Source organism: Microlunatus sp. M237 (assembly GCF_056896895.1).
The window spans coordinates 194260-218638 of record NZ_JBXHBL010000005.1 but is presented as its reverse complement, the minus strand read 5'-3'; the positions used below and the strand labels follow the sequence as shown (position 1 = coordinate 218638).

25 protein-coding genes are annotated in these 24379 nt (G+C 68.4%); 12 read left to right on the top strand and 13 right to left on the bottom strand.

All coding sequences use genetic code 11. The annotated features are described in order from the left end of the window. The first annotated feature begins 67 nt into the window (after nucleotides 1-67). On the top strand, nucleotides 68-340 hold the full coding sequence (locus AC1XX3_RS18750; RefSeq protein ID WP_483322700.1) for a hypothetical protein: 273 nt from the start codon (nucleotides 68-70) through the stop codon (nucleotides 338-340). 191 nt (nucleotides 341-531) lie between these two features. Continuing rightward, on the top strand, nucleotides 532-1302 hold the full coding sequence (locus AC1XX3_RS18745) for an SDR family NAD(P)-dependent oxidoreductase (protein WP_483322699.1): 771 nt from the start codon (nucleotides 532-534) through the stop codon (nucleotides 1300-1302). An 11-nt stretch (nucleotides 1303-1313) separates the two neighbouring features. Here AC1XX3_RS18745 and AC1XX3_RS18740 read toward each other — a convergent pair whose 3' ends face one another. Next, nucleotides 1314-3158: a glycoside hydrolase family 36 protein gene (locus tag AC1XX3_RS18740; RefSeq protein WP_483322698.1), complete on the bottom strand. Its 1845-nt coding sequence runs from the start codon at nucleotides 3156-3158 to the stop codon at nucleotides 1314-1316. Nucleotides 3159-3377: 219 nt separating this feature from the next. On the opposite strand from AC1XX3_RS18740, the gene AC1XX3_RS18735 reads away from it, so the two are divergent. From AC1XX3_RS18735 to AC1XX3_RS18720, 4 genes are all read left to right on the top strand, one after another. Then, a complete protein-coding gene (locus AC1XX3_RS18735) occupies nucleotides 3378-4220 on the top strand; it encodes an IclR family transcriptional regulator (protein WP_483322697.1) in 843 nt (280 codons plus the stop codon). 44 nt (nucleotides 4221-4264) lie between these two features. Continuing rightward, nucleotides 4265-5416 carry a mandelate racemase/muconate lactonizing enzyme family protein gene (locus AC1XX3_RS18730; protein WP_483322696.1) on the top strand — a complete coding sequence of 384 codons (1152 nt, stop codon included), beginning with the start codon at nucleotides 4265-4267 and terminating at the stop codon, nucleotides 5414-5416. Beyond that, nucleotides 5406-5552, top strand: a complete 147-nt coding sequence (locus AC1XX3_RS18725; RefSeq protein ID WP_483322695.1) for a hypothetical protein — start codon at nucleotides 5406-5408, stop codon at nucleotides 5550-5552. Before AC1XX3_RS18730 ends, AC1XX3_RS18725 begins: the two co-directional genes overlap by 11 nt. 77 nt (nucleotides 5553-5629) lie before the next feature. After that, on the top strand, nucleotides 5630-5773 hold the full coding sequence (locus AC1XX3_RS18720; protein WP_483322694.1) for a hypothetical protein: 144 nt from the start codon (nucleotides 5630-5632) through the stop codon (nucleotides 5771-5773). 42 nt (nucleotides 5774-5815) lie between these two features. On the opposite strand, the gene manD is transcribed toward AC1XX3_RS18720, so the two are convergent. The 6 genes from manD to add all read right to left on the bottom strand — a co-directional run bounded on the left by manD (nucleotide 5816) and on the right by add (nucleotide 12287). Beyond that, entirely contained in the window at nucleotides 5816-7045 is a 1230-nt protein-coding gene (gene manD / locus AC1XX3_RS18715) for a D-mannonate dehydratase ManD (RefSeq protein ID WP_483322693.1), read from the bottom strand. Next, complete coding sequence (locus AC1XX3_RS18710) at nucleotides 7042-8364, bottom strand: mannitol dehydrogenase family protein (RefSeq protein ID WP_483322692.1); 1323 nt, start codon at nucleotides 8362-8364, stop codon at nucleotides 7042-7044. The genes manD and AC1XX3_RS18710 overlap by 4 nt, the downstream gene beginning before the upstream one ends. Then, a complete protein-coding gene (locus tag AC1XX3_RS18705) occupies nucleotides 8357-9220 on the bottom strand; it encodes a sugar phosphate isomerase/epimerase family protein (RefSeq protein ID WP_483322691.1) in 864 nt (287 codons plus the stop codon). Before AC1XX3_RS18705 ends, AC1XX3_RS18710 begins: the two co-directional genes overlap by 8 nt. Further along, the gene (locus AC1XX3_RS18700; RefSeq protein WP_483322690.1) at nucleotides 9217-10413 is read right to left on the bottom strand and encodes a Gfo/Idh/MocA family protein; all 1197 of its coding nucleotides are present in this window, start codon (nucleotides 10411-10413) and stop codon (nucleotides 9217-9219) included. The genes AC1XX3_RS18705 and AC1XX3_RS18700 overlap by 4 nt, the downstream gene beginning before the upstream one ends. Continuing rightward, nucleotides 10410-11252 (bottom strand): sugar phosphate isomerase/epimerase family protein, encoded by an 843-nt coding sequence (locus AC1XX3_RS18695; protein ID WP_483322689.1) that lies wholly within the window; start codon nucleotides 11250-11252, stop codon nucleotides 10410-10412. The genes AC1XX3_RS18700 and AC1XX3_RS18695 overlap by 4 nt, the downstream gene beginning before the upstream one ends. Before the next feature lie 87 nt (nucleotides 11253-11339). Continuing rightward, nucleotides 11340-12287 (bottom strand): adenosine deaminase, encoded by a 948-nt coding sequence (add, locus tag AC1XX3_RS18690; protein WP_483322688.1) that lies wholly within the window; start codon nucleotides 12285-12287, stop codon nucleotides 11340-11342. A gap of 431 nt (nucleotides 12288-12718) precedes the next feature. Here add and AC1XX3_RS18685 point away from each other — a divergent pair, with 431 nt between their 5' ends. The 4 genes from AC1XX3_RS18685 to AC1XX3_RS18670 all read left to right on the top strand — a co-directional run bounded on the left by AC1XX3_RS18685 (nucleotide 12719) and on the right by AC1XX3_RS18670 (nucleotide 14826). Then, a complete protein-coding gene (locus AC1XX3_RS18685) occupies nucleotides 12719-13120 on the top strand; it encodes a VOC family protein (RefSeq protein ID WP_483322687.1) in 402 nt (133 codons plus the stop codon). Nucleotides 13121-13378: 258 nt separating this feature from the next. Next, complete coding sequence (locus tag AC1XX3_RS18680; RefSeq protein ID WP_483322686.1) at nucleotides 13379-14065, top strand: hypothetical protein; 687 nt, start codon at nucleotides 13379-13381, stop codon at nucleotides 14063-14065. Nucleotides 14066-14146: 81 nt separating this feature from the next. Continuing rightward, a complete protein-coding gene (locus AC1XX3_RS18675) occupies nucleotides 14147-14431 on the top strand; it encodes an ArsR/SmtB family transcription factor (RefSeq protein WP_483322685.1) in 285 nt (94 codons plus the stop codon). Then, a complete protein-coding gene (locus tag AC1XX3_RS18670) occupies nucleotides 14428-14826 on the top strand; it encodes a VOC family protein (RefSeq protein WP_483322684.1) in 399 nt (132 codons plus the stop codon). Before AC1XX3_RS18675 ends, AC1XX3_RS18670 begins: the two co-directional genes overlap by 4 nt. 27 nt (nucleotides 14827-14853) lie before the next feature. Here AC1XX3_RS18670 and AC1XX3_RS18665 read toward each other — a convergent pair whose 3' ends face one another. The 3 genes from AC1XX3_RS18665 to AC1XX3_RS18655 form a co-directional block, all read right to left on the bottom strand. Continuing rightward, on the bottom strand, nucleotides 14854-15597 hold the full coding sequence (locus tag AC1XX3_RS18665; RefSeq protein WP_483322682.1) for an SDR family oxidoreductase: 744 nt from the start codon (nucleotides 15595-15597) through the stop codon (nucleotides 14854-14856). 101 nt (nucleotides 15598-15698) lie between these two features. Further along, the gene (locus tag AC1XX3_RS18660; protein WP_483322681.1) at nucleotides 15699-16460 is read right to left on the bottom strand and encodes a maleylpyruvate isomerase family mycothiol-dependent enzyme; all 762 of its coding nucleotides are present in this window, start codon (nucleotides 16458-16460) and stop codon (nucleotides 15699-15701) included. A gap of 226 nt (nucleotides 16461-16686) precedes the next feature. Beyond that, nucleotides 16687-18096: an Nramp family divalent metal transporter gene (locus AC1XX3_RS18655; RefSeq protein WP_483322680.1), complete on the bottom strand. Its 1410-nt coding sequence runs from the start codon at nucleotides 18094-18096 to the stop codon at nucleotides 16687-16689. A gap of 178 nt (nucleotides 18097-18274) precedes the next feature. Here AC1XX3_RS18655 and AC1XX3_RS18650 point away from each other — a divergent pair, with 178 nt between their 5' ends. Beyond that, nucleotides 18275-19261 carry a polysaccharide pyruvyl transferase family protein gene (locus tag AC1XX3_RS18650; protein ID WP_483322679.1) on the top strand — a complete coding sequence of 329 codons (987 nt, stop codon included), beginning with the start codon at nucleotides 18275-18277 and terminating at the stop codon, nucleotides 19259-19261. Here the strand turns inward: AC1XX3_RS18650 and AC1XX3_RS18645 are convergent, their stop codons facing one another. The 3 genes from AC1XX3_RS18645 to AC1XX3_RS18635 form a co-directional block, all read right to left on the bottom strand. Then, a complete protein-coding gene (locus AC1XX3_RS18645) occupies nucleotides 19262-20518 on the bottom strand; it encodes a GNAT family N-acetyltransferase (protein ID WP_483322678.1) in 1257 nt (418 codons plus the stop codon). A 56-nt stretch (nucleotides 20519-20574) separates the two neighbouring features. Beyond that, a complete protein-coding gene (locus AC1XX3_RS18640; protein ID WP_483322677.1) occupies nucleotides 20575-21855 on the bottom strand; it encodes an alpha-L-fucosidase in 1281 nt (426 codons plus the stop codon). 303 nt (nucleotides 21856-22158) lie between these two features. Then, nucleotides 22159-23703 (bottom strand): multicopper oxidase family protein, encoded by a 1545-nt coding sequence (locus AC1XX3_RS18635; protein WP_483322676.1) that lies wholly within the window; start codon nucleotides 23701-23703, stop codon nucleotides 22159-22161. 196 nt (nucleotides 23704-23899) lie between these two features. Between AC1XX3_RS18635 and AC1XX3_RS18630 the strand changes: the two genes are divergently transcribed. Further along, the gene (locus AC1XX3_RS18630; protein ID WP_483322675.1) at nucleotides 23900-24379 is read left to right on the top strand and encodes a MarR family winged helix-turn-helix transcriptional regulator; all 480 of its coding nucleotides are present in this window, start codon (nucleotides 23900-23902) and stop codon (nucleotides 24377-24379) included.

Here is a 24379-nt window from a genome sequence, read left to right as displayed (position 1 = left end):
CTCTGTTGACCCCGGGTCCCGTTACGTTAGTCTGCCTAACGTAACTCACCTACTCCAGGAGTGAACCATGAGTATCCGACATTTCGGCGCCCCACTGGCCGGCCACGACATCGACCTCGAGTTCGACACCGGACTGGTGGTCCTCAACCGGGTCACCCTCCGGGTGGATGGCGCTGTGGTGGACAAAGGGTCCATCGTCTACGGCGACGACACCCTGCGGACCACCTTGGATGACGGTGCGGAGGTCGAGGTGATCGTGCATTCCGGCATGGTGGGCGAACTCAGCCGGGCGCAGCTGAAGTCACCGGACGGCTCCTGGGTGGACCTGGCTGAGCGCTGAGCCCCGACTTTGGGCGCTCAACGCCCCGCGGACGCCCCACAGGCAACACCAGCCCCTGCTCGCTGATCGTGACCGGCTGGGATGTTCCGTGCGACCGCATCCGCCAAGGCAGCGCCACTGATGTCCAGCGGCAGGCGGAAGTCGTTCAGAGCAAGGCCTTTCGTCGATCGACAGCATCTACAGTGTCGGCTGTGGACATCGAGCAGCGGAACAACGTCGTCGTGGTCACCGGGGCCGCCGTCGGGATCGGCGGGGCGATCGCCCGACTCCTGGTCGAGCGCGGCAGCACCGTGGTTGGTCTGGATCGCGACCAGGCGGCTCTGGCGGAGCTCGGCGCCGAGCTCGGCACCACGTTCGTGTCCGTCGTCGGCGACGTGAGCCGGCGCGCTGATCATGAGCGGGCGCGCACTGCCGCACACCAGCGCGGACGGCTGACGGGATGGGTGAACAACGCGGGCATCGAGCGCCCCACCACGGCGCGAGCGCTCGACGAGGCGGACCTGCAGGCCATCGTCGGGGTCAACCTGATCGGCACCATGCTCGGCTGTGCGGTGGCCACCGAGACGATGCGCGACGTGGGCGGCGTGATCGTCAACATGTCGAGCATCCACGCGCTGGCCGGCTTCCCCGAGTCATTCGTCTACGCCGCAACCAAGGGCGGCATCGACGCGCTGACGCGCCAGCTGGCAGTCGAGGAGGGGCCACACGGGATCCGGTGCAACGCGGTCCGGCCAGGAGCGGTGCGGACCCCGCTGACCCAGTCGTTCCTGGACGCCGCCGATGATCCGGCCGCGCTGCTCGAAGAGTACGCGGACCTGCACCCGATCCGCCGGTTGATCGAGCCGGTCGAGATCGCCCGGGTGGTGGCGTTCTTGCTTTCCGAGGAGGCCGGCTTCGTCAACGGCGAGTCGATCACTGTCGACGGTGGCGCCACCGCACGCTGCTATCCCTATCCGACCTGAGCCCGGCCTCATCAGACCCGGCTGAGCAGCCACAGCACTGACGTCTCTGCCTCGTCGGTAGCCACCAGCCCACTGGACGACAGGTCCGCACCCCGCCGGATCGACGTCGACCCATCGGCATCGAGGACCCGCACCACGTAGTCGGCGTCCGGGTCCAGGCCCACCGGCCGCGCCGCCTGCCAGCCGCCGGTCGGGGCCAGCCGGAACGCCGCCACCAGATGCTGATCGCCGGACCTGAGCTGAAACGCGGGTTGTCGCCAGCCCTTCTCCTCGCGCAGCGGTTGCGCGGTCAGCGGCACCAGCACACCGGACTCCACCAGCGGGGCGACGTGGTCTCGATAGTCGACGAGGTGGGACCTCAGCCGTTCCACCAGATCGGGGCGCATCTGCGTCAGGCGTACCGACAGGCCGAACCTGTGCAGCATCGCCGCCCGGATCTTGGTGTCGAACTGGGCCACGGTGATCAACGTGCCCGAGTAGTCGACGTGCTGGAACCGGTGCTCGCCGCGCCACTCGCTCTGCGGCCAGTGCAGCAGCTGGCGCGGCGGCAGCAGCTGGGCTGCACCCCACAGGCAGGTGAGGTGGTGCTCGGTCCAGTCCGGATCGGACAAGAAGAACGCGTCGACGTGTGCCGCCAACCCGGCGTCGATCCGCAGTCCTCCCGACGAGCAGGCCTCGAGCACCGTGTCCGGATGATCGCGCCGGAGCTCATCCAGCACCGCATAGAGGCCCAGGTAGTGCCGCAGCAGGCCGTCGTCGGCACGGTGGCCGTGATCATCGCGGCGGCAACCGGTGCCGGGGTCGAGGTTGAAGTCCCACTTGATCCAGCGCGCGCCGGTGGAGGCGATCAGGTTCGCGACGGTGTCGTAGACGTGCTCGCGGCCGGCGGGAGACCCGAGGCAGACATAGCCGAGGTCGCCACCCTCGGCCCCCCGAGCCAGCAGCTCGGCTCGCTCGTCGCGGATCGACGCCCGGCCGCCGACCGCCTCCGCCTCGATCCAGATGCCGAACGCGATGCCGAGGGCGCGGGTCTGGTCGGCCAGCCAGGACAGACCGTGCGGGAAGCGGGCCGTGTTCACCCGGTGCCAGTCCCCCCGCTCCGCCACCCAGTCGCTGTTCGCCTCGGCGCGCCCGAACCAGCCGGCGTCCAGGACAGCCACGTCGAGCCCGAGGTCGGCCGCGATCGCGGCGTTGGCCAGGAACACGTCCTCGTTGATCTCGGCGTCCTCGTACGGCCACCAGTGGTTCCACTCCGTCAGCAACGGCGGCCCGGCGGGCACCTGACCGGCCAGCTGGCGCGCCAGGGCCGCGGCCGCCACACGTCGGCTCGGACCCCAGCCCACGCTGATCCGCGGCAGCGCGAACCTCTCCTGGGCACCCAGCACCAGGCGCTGACCCTCCGGGTGCAGTGCCACCTCGATCCGGGTGCCGTCCGGTCCGGGGGTGCAGGTGAGACGCCAGTTGCCACTCCAGTGCAGAGTGATCACATACGCCCCGGAGCCGGTCTCGATCGCCAGCCACGGCACTGCGCCCTGGGTTGACCGGCCGGTGGTGACCTCGAGCGCGGACTGCTGGTCGACGGCGAGCGCCACCGGCTCAAACTCCAGCCCCCAGCTGCTGGTGAAGCCTGTGATCGTCCGCACCTCAGGCAGCAGCAACCAGCCGATCTGCGGATCCCAGCCGTGCTCCGGGGAGGGCCCGGCCACCGTCACCTCGACGGTGGCCGAGCCTCCCGCCGGGGTCGTCGACTGGGCGCCCACCGTCTGGACGGTGGCGCCCGGAAGGGCGGCGTGCAGCTCGGGTACGGCCGTGGCGGTCAGAGCTCTGTCCCCTTCTGGTGTCGGTGCGGCGAACATCCGGCTCAGGTGAGCAGCTTGGTGGCGGCGTCCTGCATCTTCTGTCAGCGACCGGCCGGGCCACGACACGCACTTGTGTCATCTGACCGTTGTTCCATTTATCGGAACTGCGTTCCCCAGAGTGGGAATGCATCGGTATCGTACGACACATCCCGGCGCGATCAACCGGTTCCGCATCAACATCGTTTAACTCGGTACGAAAGAGCAGGTGCCATCCAGATGTCGAGGGGCCGACCCAAAGACGCCGTCGACAGCGAGCAGGTCGACGACCGCCGGTCCCTGACAGGCTCGGCCCGGGTGCTCGCCGTGCTGGGACACCTCGCCGAGCATCCCGCAGGTTCGCGGCTGGGGGAGGTGGCGACCGCCCTGGACGCGCCCAAGTCCAGCGCCCACCGCGCGCTGGCGGCCTTGATGCAGGCAGGCTTCGCCCGCCAGAGCAGCGATGGCGCGTATCACCTCGGTTTCGACCTGCTGCGTCTGGTGTTCAGCTATCAGGAGAGCCACGCGCCCAGCGTGACGGTGACCCCGGTGCTGCAACGGCTCGCCGAGGAGACCGGGGAGACGACCCACTACGGGGTTCTCGACGGTGGCAACATCGTCTATCAGGCCAAGGTCTCGCCGTCGCCGCAGACCTTCCAGATGAGTTCGGTCATCGGTGGCTCCAACCCGGCCTATCGGACCGGCATCGGCAAGGCGCTGCTGATGCACGAGCTGCTCGACCGGTCAGCGGTCGACCGATACATCCAGCAGTACGGGCCGCTGGAGCCACGGACCCCGCACACCATCCGCACGGCCGAGGCGCTGCAGGACGTGCTCGCCCAGGGCCGCCGCAATGGCTACACCGTCGACCTGGAGGAGAACGACCTCGGCGTCGGCTGTCTCGCCCTGCCACTGTTCTTGGACTCCCCCCGTCGACCCACGGGCGCCATCAGCATCAGTGCCGTGGTGAGTCGGACGACACCGCAGGACCTCGTGGCCCGACTCCCCCGGATCCGCCAGATCATCGCCGAGGAGCTGGGCGGCGACACCCTCCGGTTCCCCGCGCACCAGCTGAGCACCTGACTGCCACTTCACGCGACCACCCGAGTTGGAGAGTGACCTCACCCATGACTGCACCTGAGCGGCCCGACCACGCCGGCCTCACCATCACCGAGGTGGAGGCCGTTCATCTGCGGCTCTCCGAGGTCGACGCGTCCCGCTGCGACGGCACCCAGGACACGTTGTTGATCTTCGTCACCGCCAGCGACGGGACGGTCGGAGTCGGCGAAGTCGACTCCGCACCCCTGGTCGCCAAGGCCGTCGTGGAGGCACCGCCGTCGCACCTGATCGCCCGAGGTCTGCGCTCGATCCTGCTCGGGCGCCATCCGCTGGATATCGACGCGGCCTGGCACGCGATGGTGGAGGGCAGCCGCTATTTCTCCGGCGGCGCGACCATGCACGCCATCAGCGGGGTCGACATCGCGCTGTGGGACCTGGCGGGCAAGCTCCTCGGGCTGCCGGTGGCCCGGCTGCTGGGTGGTCCACGGTCGGACCGGCTCAAGGCGTACGCCAGCCTGGTGATGCCGGACACCCCGGCCGAGGCAGCCGCGGCCGCCGCGGCACACGCGGAGCAGGGCTATCGGGCGATGAAGTTCGGCTGGGGCCCGATCGGTGCCGACCGGGCCTTCAACGAGGAGCTGATCAAGCAGATCCGCGGCGCCGCCGGCGACGACATCGAGGTGATGATCGATGCGGGCCAGGTCTGGGACACCAAGACCGCACTGCGGATGGCCGCCATGTATGAGGACTACGGCATCGCCTGGCTGGAGGAGCCGGTCGCCCCGGACAACATCACCGGCTATCGCGAGCTGTCCCGGCGGACGTCGTTGACCATCGCCGGCGGCGAGCAGGAGAGCAGCTATGCGGCCTTCGAGGCGTTGATCGACGACGGCGAGCTCGACCTCATCCAGCCGGACCTGGCTCGCTGCGGCGGGCTCACCGCCGGGAAGCGGCTGGCCTGGCTGGCCCACACCCGGCACCGGCGGGTGGTGCCGCACGCGTTCAAGAGCGGGGTGCTGGTCGCCGCCTCGACCCATTTCGCCGCGGCCATCCCGAACGGCGGGCTGATCGAGCACACCGTCTCCACCTCCCCGATCGCCCGCGACCTCGTGCACCGGGAGATCGCCTTCAGCGACGGCTACGTGAAGGTGCCGCTCGACCAGCCAGGACTGGGGGTCGAGGTCGATACCGCCGTGATGGAGCTGCTCCGTGTCGACTAGTCCCCCGGCCCGGATCTCGACCGAGTGGTCGATCGCCGGGCAGCAGGCGGTCGTGCTGGAGAACCGGGCGCTGCGGGCGGTGGTGCTGCCCGGGCTGGGCGGCAAGATGAATCAGCCTGGTCGACAAGAGCGCTGATCACGAGCTGCTCTGGCGTAACGACCGCATCCCGCCCGGTCCACCCTGTCGCGTTCGGGTCCAACTAACGGCGGCGGGTGGCGGGACTCGACGTGCTGGTGTTGGAACCGTGCACCGGTCAGCCGCTGTCGGTCGCCGACGGGGTGCGGGCCGGCACCCACCAGGTGCTGCCTGCGGGCTCGACCAAGTCGTGGCAGTTGAGCGCTCAGATCGGGCCCTGACGCGAACACCGGTCGGTGCCCGGTCAGCGCCCGGCGGGCCACTCACCAGTCGTGGACGGTGCCGTCAGCCAGCCGGTTGAACGGCAGATACGCCGTCTCGTACGGATAGCGACCCGCCTCGTCGACGTCCAGCTCGACGCCCAGCCCTGGCTTGTCGCCGGGGTGCAGATAGCCATCGGTGAAGGTGAACGACTGCTCGAAGACCGCGTTGGTCTTGGCGCCGTGCGGCATGTATTCCTGGATGCCGAAGTTGTGGATGGCCAGGTCCAAGTGCAGGGCGGCCGCCATCCCCACCGGCGAGATGTCGGTGGGCCCGTGGATGCCCGACTTGATCTGGTACTGGGCGGCGTAGTCCAAGATCTTCTTCAGGTGGGTGATGCCACCGGTGTGGGTGACGGCACTGCGGACATAGTCGATCAGCTGCTCGCGGATGATCTGCTGGTAGTCCCAGATGGTGTTGAAGACCTCACCGATGGCCAGCGGGGTGGTGGTGTGCTGGCGGACCAGCCGCAGCGCCTCCGGGTTCTCGGCCGGGGTGCAGTCCTCCAGCCAGAACAGGTCGTACGGCTCCAGCGCCTTGCCCAGCTTGGCGGCCTGCAGCGGCGTCATCCGATGGTGGCCGTCGTGCAGCAATGGCAGCTCAGCACCGAACTCGTTGCGGACGGCCTCGAAGACGCCGGGGAGGTGCCGCAGATAGGCCCGGGTGTCCCAGTCCTCCTCGGCCGGCCGGGCCGCCCGCTGCGCCGGCTCATAGTTGGTGGCCACGCCCGGCTCGGTCACCTTCGCGGAGACGCCGTAGATGGCGCGCAGGCCGGGCACCCCGGTCTGCACCCGGATGGCCCGAAAGCCCTGCTCCTGGTGTTCACGGATGCTGTCGAACAGCGCCTCGGTGGTTGCGCCGCTGGCGTGACCGTAGGCCAGGATGCCGCTCCGGCTGGCGCCGCCGAGCAGCTGGTACAGCGGCAGGTTCGCGGCCTTGGCCTTGAGATCCCACAGCGCGACGTCGACCGCGGCGATGGCCGCCATGGTGACCGGGCCACGCCGCCAGTAGGCGCTGCGATAGAGGAACTGCCAGGTGTCCTCGATCCGGTGCGCGTCGCGGTCGAGCAGCAACGGGACGACGTGGTCCTGCAGGTAGGACACCACCGCCAGCTCGCGCCCGTTGAGGGTCGCGTCGCCGAGACCGGTCAGGCCGTCGTCCGTGGTCAGCTTGAGGGTGACGAAGTTGCGGTCGGGACTGGTCACGATGACCTCGGCCTGGACGATCTTCACGCGTGCACTCCTCGGTGGTTGATCCGGTCCAGCTGGTCGGCGCAGGCCGCCACCAGCTCGGCGTCGCCGGCTGCCTCACCGTCGAGCGCCTCGAGCACCAGCTGGATCTCCTCCGTGGAGCTGGTCGCCGTGGCGAGCTGGGGCCGGATGGCGTCCGCGCCCGGGTCGTTGACCTGGTCGCCGTGCAGGTGTGCGGTCCACGCGGCCAGCGCGGTCGCCTCGCCCATCCCCACCGGCAGCCCGGCCGCCCGGCGTTGGCGATGCACGTCGAGGATCCGTACCCGGAGCTTGTGCGAACCGTCGGAGGCGATCTGGGCCAGCCGGTGCTGGATCCGCGGGTTGGTGAACCGGTCCCGCAGCGCCGCGGTCGCCTCGTCGATCTCGGCGGCGTCGAACGGCAGCACCGCGGCCGCCTCGGCCCAGACCGCCTCGATGGTGTCCACACACTCCGAGTCGCCCATCGCCTCGGCCACGGTGGCGTGGCCGCGCTGCAGCCCGAGATAGGCCAGCGTCGAGTGGGCGGCGTTCAGCAGCCACAGCTTGCGCTGCTCGTACGGGACGACGTCGTCGACCATCCGGACGCCGACCTGGTCCCAGTCCGGGCGACCACCGGGGAACTCGCCGGCCACGACCCACTCGGCGAACGGCTCGGTGACGACCGGAGCGGCGTCGTCCCAGCCGGCCAGCTCCCGGGCGATGCGCAGGTCCGCGTCGGTGGTGGCTGGGGTGATGCGGTCCACCATCGACGACGGGAAGGTGACCGCGGTGGCGATCCAGGCGGCCAGGTCCTCGTCGACGGCCGCAGCCAGCGCGCCGACCCGGGAGCCGAGCAGCTCACCGTTGCCGGTCAGGTTGTCGCAGCTGAGCACCGCCATCGGGGCGCCGCCGGCCTGGCGACGGGCGCGGAGACCGTCGACGATCCGGCCCGGCGCCGAGCGGGGGAGCTGCAGGGACCGCAGCCGGTCGGCTTCGTCGTCGGGTACGGCGTACGCGGCTTCGGTGACGGTGACGGTCCCGACCGTGATGGCAGGATCGGCGAAGGCGGCGCGCCAGGCGTCGGTGTCCGCGCCGTGGCTGGCCCGGGTGACGCTGGCGATCGTGGCGGCGCGATCACCGCCCGCCGACCGCTCGATCAAGGTGTAGCGGCAGCCTTGAGCGGTCAGCACGTCGGCGGCGTCGGGCCGGCGCCCGGTGAACGCCCAGATGGTCCACGGCTCACCACCGAGCTGGTTGGCCCGATGGGTGTACCAGGCCTGGTGCGCACGGTGGAAGGCGCCGAGGCCCAGGTGCACCAGGCGCGGCGGGTTCAGGTCAGCCATCCAGCAACGACCGTAGGTAGCCGAGGTTGTCCTGGGTCCGTTCCGCCAGCGGCAGCCGGGTGGAGAAGTCTTCGGCCGTCACCCAACCGTCGTAGCCGTGCTCACGCAGGGCCGTCAGATAGTCGCCGACATCGGCCTGACCCTCACGGAGGGTCGCCCAGTGGTGCTGCCAACGCACCGTCTGCTCGGCTCCGTCCCCGTCGCCGGTGCTGTCCACCGGAGTCCAGGCCGCGTTCTTGACGTGCACGTGGGCCAGATACGGCCCGAGCAGCTGGAAGGCCCAGCGGTGGTCCTCGTGCCCCTCGATCAGGAGGTTACCGAGGTCGTGGATGACCCCGACGGCGTCCGGGTCGAGGCCGTCGAGGAGCCTCAGGGCCGAGGATGCGGAGGCGGTGAGGGTGCGGTGATGCAGCTCGACCAGGGCCTTGACCCCGTACGAGGCGGCGCAGTCGGCCACCCAGGCATAGTCCTTGCGCGCGGCGTCGAAGGCCTCGGGATAGGTCTGATCCGCGGCCACGCCGGGGACCTGGATCCGGATCTGCCGGGCACCGAGTCGCGCCGTCGCGGCGAGGATGCGTTCGACGTTGGGGCGGTCGTGGCACTTGACGTACGAGGCGAGGCCGGAGAACTCCAGCCCGGCGTCGCGGGTGACGGCCGCGATCTCGTCCAGCTGATCCTCGAGCCCGGTCAACGGCCAGGTGCAGCGGTTGCCGGCCCAGAACCCGGGCGTGCCGTTGCCCTCGGCCTGGTCGGTGATGCGCCACTCGATCCCGTCCCAGCCCTGGGCGGCGAGCGCCGGGGCGGCTTCGGCGGGAGTCCACTCCGGCGTGGAGGCGGTGAAGACCGAGAGCTTCATGCTGCACTCCCATCGTCGACGGCGTCAGTGACGGTCGCGACCACGTCGTCGTACTTGCCGGCGAGCACGTCGTCGAACTGCACCGGGGTGCCGAGGGTGGCGGAGACGTACAGCGACCTGACCAGGGCCAGCGACAGCAGCGCCTCTGTCACGTCGACCAGCGGCTTGGTGCCGTCGGCGATCGCGGCGGCGATGTCGTCGTACTGGCGCAGGTGGCCGAGCAGGAACCCGTCGGGCTGGTTGCGCGAGTTGGCGAACTCATCGCCCTCGATCGGCGGTGCGTGGTTGCCCGTGGTCGCGGCGCTGCGCAGGTTGGCCGCCACCTGGCCGTCGCCCAGGTGCAGGTAGCGCAGCTGGTCGTTGTCGATGATGGCCGAGCCGAGGCTGCCGTGCACCTGCACCCGAGCGGTGAGACCGGGGTACGCCGCGGTGGTGCAGTGGATCGCCGCCAGCGCACCGGAGTCGAAGCGCACGGTCGCTGTCGCGGTGTCCTCGATCTCGATGCCTTCATGCGCCAGCCGGGCGGTGTGGGCGTAGATCTCCTGCGGCCGGCCGAGGAACCAGCGGAGCAGGTCGACGGTATGGATGCCCTGGTTCATCACCGCGCCGCCGCCATCCAGCGCCCAGGTCCCGCGCCAGTCGCCGGAGTCGTAGTACTGCTGGCTGCGATACCAGGCCATGGTGGCCACCGCCGAGCTGATCCGGCCGAGTCGACCGTCATCGATCGCCTGCCGCACCGTCGCGCTGGCCGGGTCGAACCGGTGCTGGCTGATCACCGAGACGACCTTGCCGCGCTCGGCCGCCGCCGCGACGAGCTCGGCGAAGGCCGTGCCGAGGGCGACACTGACGTCGAGCGGCTTCTCGATCACCAGGTGCAGGTCGGCGGCCAGGCATTCGGTGGCCTGGGCGATGTGCAGACCGCTCGGGGTACAGACCACCGCGAGGTCGACCGAGCCGGACGCCAGGGCGTCGGCGAGGGTCGGGAAGACCGCCGGACGCGGTGCACCCTCGGCCGCGACGGCGTCTGCGACCCGCTCACTGGCGGCCGGGTCGAGGTCGACCAGGGCGGTGACCGCGAACGCCGGGTGCCGGGTCAGGACGAGGCCGTGGTGCAGGCCGATCACCCCGCAGCCGACAATCAGGGCGCGGGTGGGCGTCGTGGTGGTCCCGGTGTCGGGCGTGGGGATGGTCATGCGAGGGTCACTCCTGACTGGCTGGTGAGGGCCGCGAAGGCCCTGGCGGCACGGCCGAACGCGGCGGGCCCGGAGAACCCGCCGAGCTGTCCGGCCTGAGCAAGGTGCGGCTCGAGCGAGGCGAAGCCACGGAACCCGTCGGCGGCCAGCGCAGCCACGGTCTCGGCCAGCTGCCCGTCGCCCTCTCCGGCTGGGACGACCTGCCCGGTGTCGGCGCGGGCGTCCTTGACCTGGAAGTAGACCAGCCACGGCCGCAGCAGCTCGAAGCCGTCGGTGAACGGCTTCACCCCGCACTGGACGAAGTTGGCGTTGTCCCAGGCGACCTTGAGGGCGGGCGAGTCGACGCTCGTCATCAGATCGTGCACCCGCGCGGGGACGTCGCCGAAGATGTCCTTCTCGTTCTCATGCAGCAGCACCACCCCCGCCTCCTCGGCCCGGGCAGCGAGCGCCTGCAGATGCGACACCACGTCGTCGCGGATGTCCTCCACCGCGACGCCCTCGCCGCGATAGAAGGAGAAGATGCGAATGAAGCCGGCGCCGAGGCGGGACGCTGCGGCGATGGCGGCGTCCAGCCGGGCCAACTCGTCGGCAATGGGCGCGCTGACATCCACCTTGCCGATCGGGGAGGCGATCGCCGAGACGCCCATGCCCCGCTCCGCCAGCAGGTCAGCGAGCCGGTCGAGCTGCTCGGGACTGAGGTCCACCACGTTGGTGCCCCAGGCGCTGCGCAGCTCGAGATGGGAGGCGCCGAGCGCCTGGAGAACAGCCAGCTGGACGACCGGGTCGTCGTCGATCTCGTCGCCGAAGCCGGACAGGATCCACGTAGCCGCACCGCTCATGTGGCGACACGCTAGCCCCGCGGACGGTGGGCAGCAAACGTTTGCCAAGGTTTGCCACAACCGGTCAGCCGCGTGGTCGGCAAGACCTCAACCGAGCAGCCAGGCATCGATCTCCGCGAGCAATTCCGTCTTCAGCGGCGCCGGTGCGAAGCTTGCCTCCACCGAGGCCCGGGCCATGCCTGCCAAGTCGGCGTCGGCGTAGCCGAAGACCTGGCGTAGCCGTTCGTACTCGGCGGTCAGCGCGGTCTCGCCGTCGGTGTTGACGGTGACCACCAGCCCGGCCGAGACCAGTCGCGGCAGTGGGTGCTCCGACAACGACGGCACGAGCCCGAGCAGCACATTCGACGATGGACACACTTCGAGCGGTACGCGGCGACGATGCAGCTCTGCCACCAGCGCTGGGTCCTCGAGCGCTCGGATGCCATGGCCGATCCGCTCCGCCTGGCCCACCGTCAGCGCTTCCCAGATGCTGTCCGGACCCGCCGTCTCCCCGGCGTGGTGAACCAGATGCAGGCCGGCCTCCCGCGCTGCCTGGACGACCTCGCCGAACGGCGCCGCGGGATAGGCCTCGTCTCCGGCCAACCCGACCGCCACCACCTCGGGATAGGAAGCCGCAAGCTCCACGCTGTGCCACATCCGGTCGACCGGACGACGACGGGAGTGGTCCACGATGACCCGGGTGTGGATGCCATAGCGCTGCCCGCCCACCGCTAGGCCCTGGAGCACCGCCTCCAGCGGCATCCGGGGTTCACCCAGCCGCTCCCCGTGCGCGGCAGCGGTGAAGGTGACCTCGGCGTAGCGCACCCCCTGCGCCGCCTCGTCGCGGCAGAACTCCTCCGCGATCCGCCGGAAGTGCTCGTCAGTGCGCACCAGCGCTCTGACCGCAGCCCGCTGGTCGGCGAAGTCGCGGAAGCTGGTGAACCGATGGTCGCGACCGACCGGCTCGCCCCCCAGGTCCCGGATGGTGGCCGGGCGGATGGTGCTCTCCAGGTGCGTGTGCAGATGCGCCTTGGGCAACTGCCGAAGATCTCTCATCCGGCGAGACCCTACGCAGCGGCAGCAGTCTGCGCACGCTAATTTCGGACGTCTTGAGCCGCAGGGCGAGGAGGTTGATCACCGGTCTCCGCCGCTATCGACGGGCAATCGCGCGCTCTGATCCGGCGTCCTCGACCTCGCCACCGCACCAGGTGCCCGGCGGTCGATGACCGCCGGGCCCCAATACCAGGAGTGCCCCGAGACACGACCTGGACTTGCACCGGGCCACTCGTCCCCCGACATCGCCCGCCCGGCACAGATTTGTCAGGCGCTGGCCTGCTCGGCCTGACAAGACGATGCTGTCGAACCCACCTTGCGCCGACCTTCAGGTCCGCATCGCAATGCCTCAAGATTTGATCAAGTCGATGCTCCCGACGTTGCGGCGGTGAGAATCTTGATCTGCGTCTGATTGCCCAGATAGAACTGGTGCCATGGCACTGCGCTGGTACAGCACCGTCATCGACTGCCGCGATGTCGTCGCCCAGACTCAATGGTGGGCGGGAGTCTTGGGTTGGCAGATCGTGACCGCCACTGCAGCGGAGGGGGTGATCGTGCCGCCCTGGATGACCGCGGACCCGGTGCCCCAGGGCGCCTGGGATCGAGAGCCACCCGGCCTGGTCTTCGTGCCCGTGCAGGAAGGGAAGCAGATCAAGAACCGGCTGCACCTCGACCTCGCCACGCACGCCGAGGACGACCGCGAGGTTGAGCTGGCGCGACTGATCGCGCTCGGAGCCAGGATCATCGACGTCGGGCAGCCCGCCGAGGCGACCTGGACGGTGCTCGCCGACCCGGAGGACAACGAGTTCTGCGTGCTCTCCTCGCGGCGCCGTTGATCATTGCCGAGGCAGGCGACGTAGCAGGGCCGCGAGGGCTCTGCCTGGCTGAGTCGGAGACCACACATCACAGTGTCGCGTGTGACTTGGCAGCAGCCGACACCTCAGAGGGTCTCAGGTTCGCCACATCACCACCGAAGAGCATCCGTGACACCGATGCCAAAGGCATGATGAACGCACCGGGCCCGGCGCACGACGGAAGCGGCTGGGCCCGAACGTCGAAAGCATCAACTCCACGCATCCCGATGGAGGTGGACCATGAGAGCGCCGCCGCGAGTCGTGCAAGGCAGCGCAGCGGCGCTGCTGGCCGTCGGCATTCTGGGCTATGTCCACCTCGCGTCCCAGCCGGATCGCGTTCCCTACACGTCCACCGAAGCAGGGGTCGTGCCGAGCGAGACCGTCGAGGACTTGGTGACGTACGGGGACGTAGCCGTCGTCTTTACCGTCGTCGACGAGTCCGAAGTCGCCCCCACGGTCGCAGAGACGAAGCGAGGCGAGGGCACCGTCACCCGACTGGTCATCGCACGCCAGGACGGCAAGCCGGTGTGGACGCGGCCGTCACGTGGCAAAGGCGCTCCGGCGCCAGCGGCCAAGTGGCAGATCGCCAACGGCGGCTGGCTGCTCAAGGGCGACAAGAGAACACGACTGGAGGTCCAGCCGCGGTTGGAGGTCGGTGAGCAATACCTGGCGGTACGCACGTTCTCGTCACTTGGCGGAGAGACCGGTCGCGAATGGTTCAGTCTGGGCTATCTCCCGCTGGCCCAGGGACGCGTGCAGATCGACGACACATCACTCCTTGAGGAATCAGACTCCTACCTAACGGCGATGCAGGGCCTGTCCGTGGCGTCTGTCGCCGACCTGCTCCGCGGCACGGAGCCGGACGCCAGAGCAGCGCAGTTCATGGATCTCGACGCAGCTCAGCGCTATCAGAAGACCTTCGAGTGAGCGGACCACTGGCTGACTGACGCGGAAACGAGTTTCAGTCCACTCTTCACATGCAAGGTTTTACTTGCCTATAGTGGCGCCATGGCCGATGTGTTCCATGCTCTCGATGACGAGACGCGGCGCATCGTCCTCGACGAGCTGGCAGTGCGCGGCGGCCAGACCTTGTTCGAGATCTGTGCAGTGCTCACGGCACGGCACGGGCTCACCTTGTCGCGTCAGGCCATCTCGCAGCACCTCGGCGTCCTCGAGTCAGCCGGACTCGTCGTGACCGAGCGGCGCGGTCGGGCCAAGTTCCACTACTTCAATCCCGATCCACTCACCGTGATCACGGCACGGTGGCCGATCACGCAAAGGACCACGCCATGAAGATCAACCTGACCAGTGTGTTCGTCGACGACCAGCGAGCAGCGCTCGCCTTCTACACCGACGTCCTCGGGTTCACGAAGCACCGAGACATCCCGCTCGGGGACGCAGCCTGGCTCACGATCGTCTCGCCCGAGTCCCCCACTGGTCCCGAGCTGTTGCTGGAGCCGTCCGACCACCCGGCGGTGAAGCCGTACCGGGATGCGCTGATGGAGGACGGCATCCCCCTGATCCAGTTCGCTGTCGACGATGTGGAGGCGGAACACACCCGACTGACCGGACTGGGCGTGGTGTTCACCCAGCCACCGATGGATATCGGCACCGCCGTGATGGCGATCTTCGACGACACCTGCGGGAACCTGGTCCAGATCGTCGCCGAGAAGCCCGCCGCGGGGTAGTCGACGAGCCGCGCAGCAAGGTCTGGGCTACGCGGAGAAGCCACCGTCAGCCTTGATCAGCTGGCCGTTGATCCAGCCGCCGTCGTCGCTGCAGAGAAAGGCCACCACGCCGGCGATGTCCTCGGGTGTCCCCAGCCGGCCCGTCGGCTGCTGGGCCACCCCGGCGGCACGAATCTCGTCCGTCATCCAACCCGTGTCAACAGGACCGGGGTTGACCACGTTGGCCGTGATGCCGAAGTCCGCCAGCTCCCGAGCAGCGGCAAGGACCAACCGGTCCAGTGCCCCCTTGGTCGCACCGTACGGGAGGTTGTGAACGACGTGATCACTGGTCAGGGCGACGATCCGACCCCGTCCGGGTGACTGCACTGCGAACCCGCGGATCAACAGCCAGCTGGCACGGACGTTGACGGCGTAGTGGCGATCGAAGCTCTCGACGGTGGTGTCGAGGATGGACGAGTCGACGCTCTCGCAGTGGGACAGCACCAGGACTTCCGCGGGTCGCGACAGGTGGCCGGGGACCTGGGCTGCAGCCTCGGCCTCCGACAGATCGGTCTCGATCATGGTGACCTCGGCGCCGGTCCGGGCCAGCTCGGCGCGTACCGCCGCCGAGCCGTCGTTCTCGTGGTGGATGCGGCGATCGTAAGCGCTGGAATAGACCAGAGCGAGATCGTGGGTCTGGGCCAGCCGCCGGGCGATGCCGGTTCCGATGCTGGCCAGGCGGCCTGCTCCGGTGATCAGGGCGAGCGGTCGGTTGCGAGGGCTGTCGGACACGGTTCAACGTATCGCCACCAGATCATCAGTGCGAAGCCGTTTTCCACCGCTGGCAGACTGCCGTCTGACGCTGAGAGCCGTGCTCGCCGCGATCAGCTGGCTCAATCGGTCCAGACCAAGTTGTGGAACCGCGCGGCGGTCTCCGGCGGCACCGTGGCCAGCTCGATCCGGCCGTACAACCACAGCAAGAGCTCACCGGCCGATGCCTCCACCACCTCGCCCGTGGGCTCGGCATCGCGGGCGACGGTCAGCGTCCCGGGCTCGGCGCCGTCAGTGACCAGCCACCGATCCCCTGTGTCGCACGTGAGGAGCATCAACCCCGTGCCCAGCGGTGCGGTCTCACGCGGTGCCGGGAACTGACTGGACGCCATGGAGTAGTGGAGGAACTCGTCCACGCTGTCAGCGGCTGCCGACGCATCAATGGTCCAGGAGTTCCCGGTCGCGTGCGAGGCGTCGTAGTCGTGCACCGCTGCTTCTTGGACCTGGTGGCGGGTGATGAAGCCGATCGTCTGGTTGTCGGGCGCCCAGGTCCAGACCGGGCTGCGCTGCAGCTCGTCGCCGCCGTCGAGCACCCCGATCATCCGCTCAGTGGTGGCGGCGAGGAGCTCGAGTCGTTCCTTCTCGCCCAGGTCCGTCGGCGGTCGCTGCTCGTCCTCGTTGATGTGTGGCTCGGAGATCCGCAAGATTGCTCGGGTGCCCCACGACCACTGCACCTCGATGATGTGCTGCACCAAATCGCCGACCGTCCAGGTTCCGCAGGACGGCACCGGTGCATCGAAGTGGCCGCGGGCCGACTCCGCCAGGTGCACGCTGTGGTCCCGGATAGCGTCCAACATCTGTGCCGTGGTCAACGATGAGGCCATGGGGCCACAGTAGGTCAGCGACTCCCCGCCCATGGTGAACTCGGGTCATCGAACCTGCGACTGGCCAGAACGCCGTGGCAGGGGACTCTGCTGTTCTTTGCGCACTCTGCGCTCGCCCGGCAGCAGCTGCGCCATCTCCTCGGTCGGCAACCTCGGCTCGGGCCCGCGTGATCTCATCGCCCTCTTTCACATCGACCAACACAGGGCCGAAACCCGGCAGCCCCGGTCACAAGACGTTGACGAACGAGATCACCCCGACGGCGAAGACTGCGACGGCCGAGGCGATGAGGTAGGTGGTAAAGACGCGACCGTCCTTGATCCGCGGATCGGTCTGCGTGGACGACAGATACAGCGTGGCCACCGAAACCGCCATCAGATAGAACGCGTTCAGAATCCCGCCGAGGATCACCAGCGCCAGCGGTGACTTCACCACAACGCCCAGCAGGCCCCACATGATCGGGAGCGCGATCATGACGATCCGCAGCCACCGGTCTCGCGCCTGCAGATCCAACCAGTCGAAGACGCCGAAGACGGCCATCGAGTTGGCGGTCTGCCGACCCAGGCTGGGCACGTTCGCGACCACGGTCTTGAAGAGCGCGACGGCGGCGAAGAGCAGGAACACCACCCCGGCCCAACTGCCCATGGTGTCGGTGAAGATACGCGAGATGACCGTCAGCACATCGTTCCCGGTCGGGGCAAGGGCCTGCGGGTGCAGCACCGCCGCCCCCAAGATGTAGAACGAAGCAGTCGACAAGGTGTAGATCACCCAGGCCACCCAGGCGTCCTTCTTCATCACCGCGATCCACCCGCGAGCGCGCTGCGCCCACGCCTCCGACCCGTCATTGGGCCCGGTCCAGGCTGCGTAGCCCTTCTCAACGCACCAGAAGGTGTAGGAGGTGATCTCGCCGGCGCCGATTCCGGTCAGGCCGAACATCGACAGCGCCACCCCCATCGCCCCCGCGGCGAGCTGGAACTGCAGTCCTGAGGCGAGATCGGAGCCAGACCAGCTGAACGGAGTCAGCTGGATCCCGAAGACCATCACCACCACCGCAAAGGTCACCAACACCACCAGCACGGTAGAGACCTTCTCGACGACGCTGTAACGGTTGGTGAAGTGGATCGCGATGGCGATGGCCACCATCAGCGCCACCCAGAAGCCGATCGACACCGTCGAGGTCGGGTCGCCGCCGACCGGCACCAGCAGCGACAACGCCAGGCCCGCCGCGCTGAGAACTCCGGCCTGGCTGGTGAGGAACTGCAGGAACATCAAGATCGCCAGATACGAGACCCAACTCCGGCCGCCGAGCTTCGGTGGCACCTCGTTGTAGCCGGTGATGCCCGCTTTTCCGGTGGAGATGGACCAACGCGCCAGCTCGATCTGCACCGCCACCTTGACGAAGGTGGACACGAACACCAGCCACAAGAGCATGAAACCGACCCGGGCTCCGAGCGTGGTGGCAGTGATCAGCTCACCGGAGCCCACCACCGCGGCGCTGGTGATCATGCCGGGACCGAGGAACCTCAGGCTGGCTCCCCACCCCTGGGGCGGATCCTGAATCTTGGACGGGTCCAGGACGTAGGGATCTCGCTGGGCACTCAGAGCTGCCCCGCGGGTCGGATCTGACGTTGAAGTCATCGTGATCTCCCTCGTTGGGACACTGCACCGGTCGCTTCGATCGACACGCTACCGATGCACTGGCACCACGGCCGAGAGAAATCTGGGAAGATTCTCGCGCGTCGGTCCCATCTGGGCCGTTGCGATGGGTCACGGTGTTCTCGTCGGCATGTCGCCGGCTCTGCGCGAAGGAAGTCAGTTGGCTGTAACCAAGCTTCGACACGTCGTCTCTCGGTCGGTCAACACTGTGCTGCGCCGGCGGAGGTTTGAGCAGGCATACCAGTCACGGCTCCGGCTGATCCAGCGCTATCGGGTGGCGCCGCTGATCGAGCAGTCGGGAGACGTACCCGTGCTCTGGTGGCCGGTGGCACCCAACTTCGGCGACCTGATGTCGCCCTGGCTGGTCGAGAAGATGACCGGCCGCCGGGTGGTGCGGGCGGCCGAGAAGGAGCCGCACTACGTAGCCATCGGTTCGGTGCTGAAGTATGTCTGGCCCGCGTCGGTCGTCTGGGGCACCGGTTCGTTCGGCGTCGAACGTGCTGACGAGATCGTGGCCGACGCCGACTACCGCGCGGTGCGCGGCCCCCTCACCCGGGAGAAGATCCTGCAGGTGGGCGGCCGCTGCCCCAAGGTGTACGGCGACCCCGCCCTGCTCGCGCCGCTCTACTACTTCCCGAAGGTCCGCAAGACCCACGAGATCGGCCTGGTGCTGCGTTGGTCCGAGCGGCAGTGGCTGGATGCGGAGGTGGGGCCGGGGGTGCGGCTGATCGATCTGCGCACCGATGACGTCGAGGGTGTGATCGACGCGATGCTGAGCTGCAAGCAGATCGTCACGTCGTCGCTGCACGGCCTGATCGTGGCCGACGCGTACGGCCTGCCGAGTGCGTGGCTCGAGTCGCGGACCCCCAAGGGCGGCGAGTTCAAGTTCCACGACTATTTCGCGTCGGTCGACAAGGTGCGCCGGCCGGTGAAGTTCAAGCCGTCGGCGCAGCCGGTCACCGTCGAGCTGCTCCGCAGCCGGTTCACGTTCGACGACCGCCCGATCCGGTTCAGCTATCGCCAGCTGCTGGACGCGTGCCCCTTCCTCGAACGGATCCCGTCCGAGGAAGTCGCAGGTCCCACCGCGGCCGAGCTCAGCGACGCCCAGCCGCCACTGCCCCAGGTGTTGGCGAAGGCGGCGCGCTGATCAGAAGTCGTCCGGGCAGAACGGGGCCCGGTGCCAGCCGAACGCAGCGCCGACCGCCTGCACCGCACCTGCGGTGTTCTCGGTCACCAGGCCGGCCTGGTGCAGCGCACCCAGCGGCGTCCCGCCGAGATAGATGGCGCCGAGCTCGCGGATGTCCATCACCAGATCGGCCTTGCGGCGCGCCTTGGTGACCCGCGCTCCGGTGGGTCCGCCCTCCAGCCGGAAACGGCCGGCGTTCTGCGGCAGCATCGTGTCCGTGACCTCGATCACCGTGTCCACCTCCACGGCATAACGGCGCGCGGCCAAGGCGGCGCGGACATCGACCAGCCGGGCGTACGTCGCGTCGCGGACCTCAGCCAGGATGGCGCGCTGGTCACCGACCAGCTGTCGCAGCGGCTCGTCGACCGGAGCATGGCGTCGGGTGAACTTCCGCATCAGGTCGATGTCAAGCAGGAACCGCCACAGCCGCGCGTACGCCGTGGGGGTGGCCGCCTCCAGCTGGCTGATCTGGACCTCGTTGTCCGGCCCGGTCGCCGTCCAGTTCGGCTTGATCCGGAACACCGCATAGCCATCCACCTGCCCGGCGGCGGTGAAGTGCAGCACGAAGCGCAGCGCCGACGCGCCGTGGCGCTGGGACTCGGGATCGAACAGGATGGAGTCCCACCAGTCGGTGTCGCGGTCCAGTGCTCCTGGGCGCTCGGGCAGCAACGACTCCCACAGCGGCACCGCGGCAGCGAGGAAGTCCTCCCGCGAGACCTCGTCGACCACTCCGGTGCCGAGGTCGACGCCCGGCTGGAAGGCCGTCGCCTGGGTCTGGCCGCTGATCCGCAGGCCACCGGTGGCGCGGCCGTAACCGAACCGGCCGTAGATCGACGACTCCGAGGCCCAGAGCAGGGCCAGCGGCTCGGTGCCGCGCTCGACGATCAGGTCGAACTGGTGCTGCATCATCTGGCGCAGCAGGCCACGGCGTCGGAAGGCGGGCGCAACCGTGACGATGGTGACCGCTGCCGTCGGCACGGCCGCCCCACCGGGAACGACCATCGTCTTGGTGAAAGCGGCGAAGGTCGACACCCACCGATCGCCGGTCTTGAAACCGAAGCCGCGTTCTGGCTCCAGGATCTTGGCGAACGGCGCCCACAGCTCGGCGTTGTAGTCGTCGTGGAACCCCCGCGCGGCGGCCTCCAGGTAGGGCGTGACGTCGTCACTGACGTGGACGAGGCGCGGACTGGTCTGGTGCGGCGGAGAGGTGGTCGACATGGGCCCAGTCAACTAAATCCTGCTCCGCCGCACCAGCCGGTTTGGCGGCGGCGCCCTCAGCTCCGCAGGAAGACCTCGATCACGGGGACGGCCACGTCGGGCCGCTGCACCGGGAGCGTCAGCGTCACGGTGCCGGCCGACTGACCGCCGGGGGTGGTGTTCTGCGCCCTCTGATCCGGGTCAGCCTCGGTGAACTTGATCTCCGAGGCGTCGTTCAGCAGCTGCGCGTACGCCACCTTTCCGGCCAGGTCCGGCAGGTGCAGATGACCGAAGGGCCACGACAGCACGTGGATGTACAGCCGGTCGCCGCGCTGGGTGTAGCGGCAGTCCGGCGGGGCGACGAGGTCCGACGGCCCGGCGCCGTAGATCGAGCGCTGGTGCAGCTTCATCCACTCCCCGATGCCGGCGAGCGACTCGAGGGCGCGCGGATCGAAGTTGCCGCGTCCGGTCGGACCGACGTTGAGCAACAGGTTGCCGTCCTTGGACACCCCGTCCACGAGCATGGTGACCAGCATCTGCACGGACTTGTAGTCGTGGTTGTCGCGGTCGTAGCCCCAGCTGCCGTTCAGCGTCTGACAGGCCTCCCAGAGCAGCGGTTCGCCGTCCTCGCGGAACATCCGGCCACTCGGCTGATACTGCTCGGGCGTGACCAGGTCACCGGGGATGTCCAGCCGGTCGTTGACGATGATGCCCGGCTGCAGCTCACGCACCAGGGCCATCAGGGTCTCGGAGTCCCAGTCGGCGTGACCCTTGCCCGGCAGCCCGCTGGGGTGGGTGATGTGCGGGTAGGAGAAGTCGAAGAACAGGTAGTCGATCTGGCCGTAGTTGGTCAGCAGCTCGCGGACCTGGCCGTGCAGGTATTCGCGGTAGCGGGCGAAGTCGCGCCCCTCGTTCTGCGCCGCGATATCGTCGTCGTCACGGCGCGGGCTGATGAAGTCGACCGTGTAGTCGGGGTGGTGCCAGTCGATCAGTGAGTGGTAGAACCCGACCTTGAGCCCGGCTTCACGGACCGCCTCCACGTACGGGGCGATGGCGTCCCGGCCGTGCGGGGTGTTGGTGATCTTGTAATCGGTCAGCGCGGAGTCCCACAGGGCGAAGCCCTCGTGGTGCTTGGTGGTGAGCACGACGTACTTCATGCCGGCGTCCTTGGCCGCGGCCGCCCACTCACGCGGGTCGTAGAGGTCGGCCTCGAAGTAGGACAGGTAGCGCTCGTAGTCGGCGACCGGGATCTTCTCGCGGTGCATCAGCCATTCGTGCCGGGCGCCAAGGGCATAGAGGCCCCAGTGCACGAACATCCCGAAGCGGTCGTGGGTGAACCAGGCTTGGTCCGGCGTCATTGCAGGTGTGCTCCTTCAGTACGGGTCGGCAGGCGACGCCAATTCATCTGACGTCTAGGCGTCGCCAACGCTATCCCATGCCGATCTGCCGCGCACTACCGCAGATTGATCTGACTTAGATGATCGAGTGCCGCACCGCCGTACAGCGGCATCCGAGCAACCCCAAGCGTCGAGGATCCGAAGTCAGACCCGCTTTCTCTGCTCAGTTGGTCAGTCGAAGGTGGGGCACTACCGCGCAGATCGCGGGCCGAGCGGGCCTTTGGGCGCGGCGCAGTCGGACTGGCGAAGCGAAAGATCCCAGCGCTACACAACGGCGCGGCGCTTAGCGCCTGTTTCGCTGTGGTGTGGTCCGTGGCCGGGCTCGTTGAGCTGGAGGGTCCGCGGCACTGATGCTTCGGTGCCAGGTTCGACGACGACGAACTGGCCCATCATGCCCTTGTCCTCGTGGCGGAGGATGTGGCAGTGGTACATGTAGGGCGAGGTGGGGTCGACGTAGGTGTTGAACTTGACCGATAGCCGGGCCTTGGCGCCCTTGGGTATGAAGACGGTGTCTTTGGGCCCGCGCTGGTAGGCCGGTGGCGCGGTGCCGTTCATTTCCAGTATTCGAAACTCCACTTCGTGGATGTGGAAGTTGTGGGCAAAGGAGGTGTTGATAATTTCCCAGATCTCGTGGGCGCCGGCGGGCACGACCTCGTCGATCCGGGCCATGTCCATGTCCTGGTCATTGATTTCGGAGCCGGACAGTCGGAACGTGCGGACCCGGGCAGCGGCCGGCGGTGCGGTAGCCGGCGTCCCGCCGAGGGCGGTAGGTATTGGGGTTGAGCGACCCAGTTGTGGTGCGGCGATGAGCTTGAGGAGTTGGAAGTCGTCCTCCTCCGGGTCGCCGGCCGACTTCTCGGTCTCGCCGACGCTGTCGAGGATGATCTGCTCGCCGGGAGTGAACCGCGCTACGATTTGCGCTCGTTCGCCGGGGCTGATCTTGACCCGGTCGGCCTTGACGGGGCGTTCGAGAAGCCCTCCGTCGGTACCCACCACCTGGAAGGTGCGGTGGTCGGCGAACCCAACCCGGTACATCCGGGCGTTGGAGGCGTTGAGAAGCCGGAAGCGCACCGACTGGGTGGCGACGGTGAACTGCGGACCGTAGGTGCCGTTGACCAGGATGCTGTCGCCGAGCACTCCCCAGGTTCCGTCGTCGACGCTGTTCTCGTCGAATGTGCCGTCGCGGTTGAACTGCTTGTCCTGGATGATCAAGGGGACGTCGTCGACCCCGTACTCGTCGGGCAGGTCCGGTTTGTGGTTGTCGTCGATGATGATCAAGCCGGCCAGTCCGCGGTAGACGTGCATGGCGGTCCGCTCGTGCAGGTGCGGGTGGTACCAACCCGTCATGGCCGGTTGGTCGACGGTCCACTCCGGGGTCCAGGTGGCGCCGGGCTCGATCATCTGGTGCGGTCCGCCGTCCATTTTCGCGGGCAGGTGCACGCCGTGCCAGTGCAGGGTGCTGGTCTCCCCGATTTGGTTGGTGACCCGCATGCGAACTTTATCGCCGCGCGTCATCCGCATCGTGGGGCCGAGGTAGGCGCCGTTGATGCCCCAGGTGTCGGCGACCTTGCCGGGCTGGAACTCCGTCCGGCCTCCGCTTCGCATGGTCAAGTCGAACTGTCGCACGCCGCCCGCTCCCACCTCCGGAGTGAGGAGCGGCGGAATCCGTAGCGAGTTGGTGAAGCCGACCACGTCGCGGCTGGTGGAGGTTGGAGATTCAGCGCTGCAGCCGGCGGCCACGGCGGAGGTAGCGGCAACGCCAAGGCCGATCAGGCCGAGGAACTCACGCCGCCGTATCGCGCGGCCCATTACTGCACACCACTGTCGAGCGCGACCGCACCGAAGGAACCGACAAGCAGGCCGAGAAGGGTGAGAGCCGGGGTACTCATCGCTGGTGTTGCCTCTCCTGAGAAGGTACGACAAGCCAAAAGAGCGGCGGTCGCAGTGACTGTTACAGAGTGTAATAGTTCTGTGCGGAAGAGTTCAAGTCCGTTAGATTGGGCTCGTGCAAATCAAGTCCAGCGATGCTGCCCGGCTGAGGGCGTCGGGGAGTCTCGGGTTCCTGCTCGCCTCGGTCGGGCAGCGGGTGCAGGGGCAGTTCCGGGAGGCGCTTGCCCTTCACGGACGTCATCCTCGGGCGTTCGGTGTGTTGGTGGCTCTCGACGAGGCCGGCGTGCTCTCCCAGCAGCAGCTCAGCCAGCGGCTCGGGGTGCCGCCGAGCCGTGTCGTCGCGCTCGTCGACGATCTTGAAGCCGAGGAACTCGTCACTCGCCGATCAGCGCCTAGCGACCGTCGGACCTATGCCGTCGACCTCACCGACCGCGGCCGTGCCCACCTCGACGAACTGCTCGGGGAAGCGCGCGCACTGGAGACCCGACTCATGGCCGGACTCGACGACACCGATCAAGCACGCCTCCGTGCCTTGATCGACCAGGTCGCGTCCAACCTCGGCGAGCCCGACGCCGAACGGCTTCGCCTCTGGTGA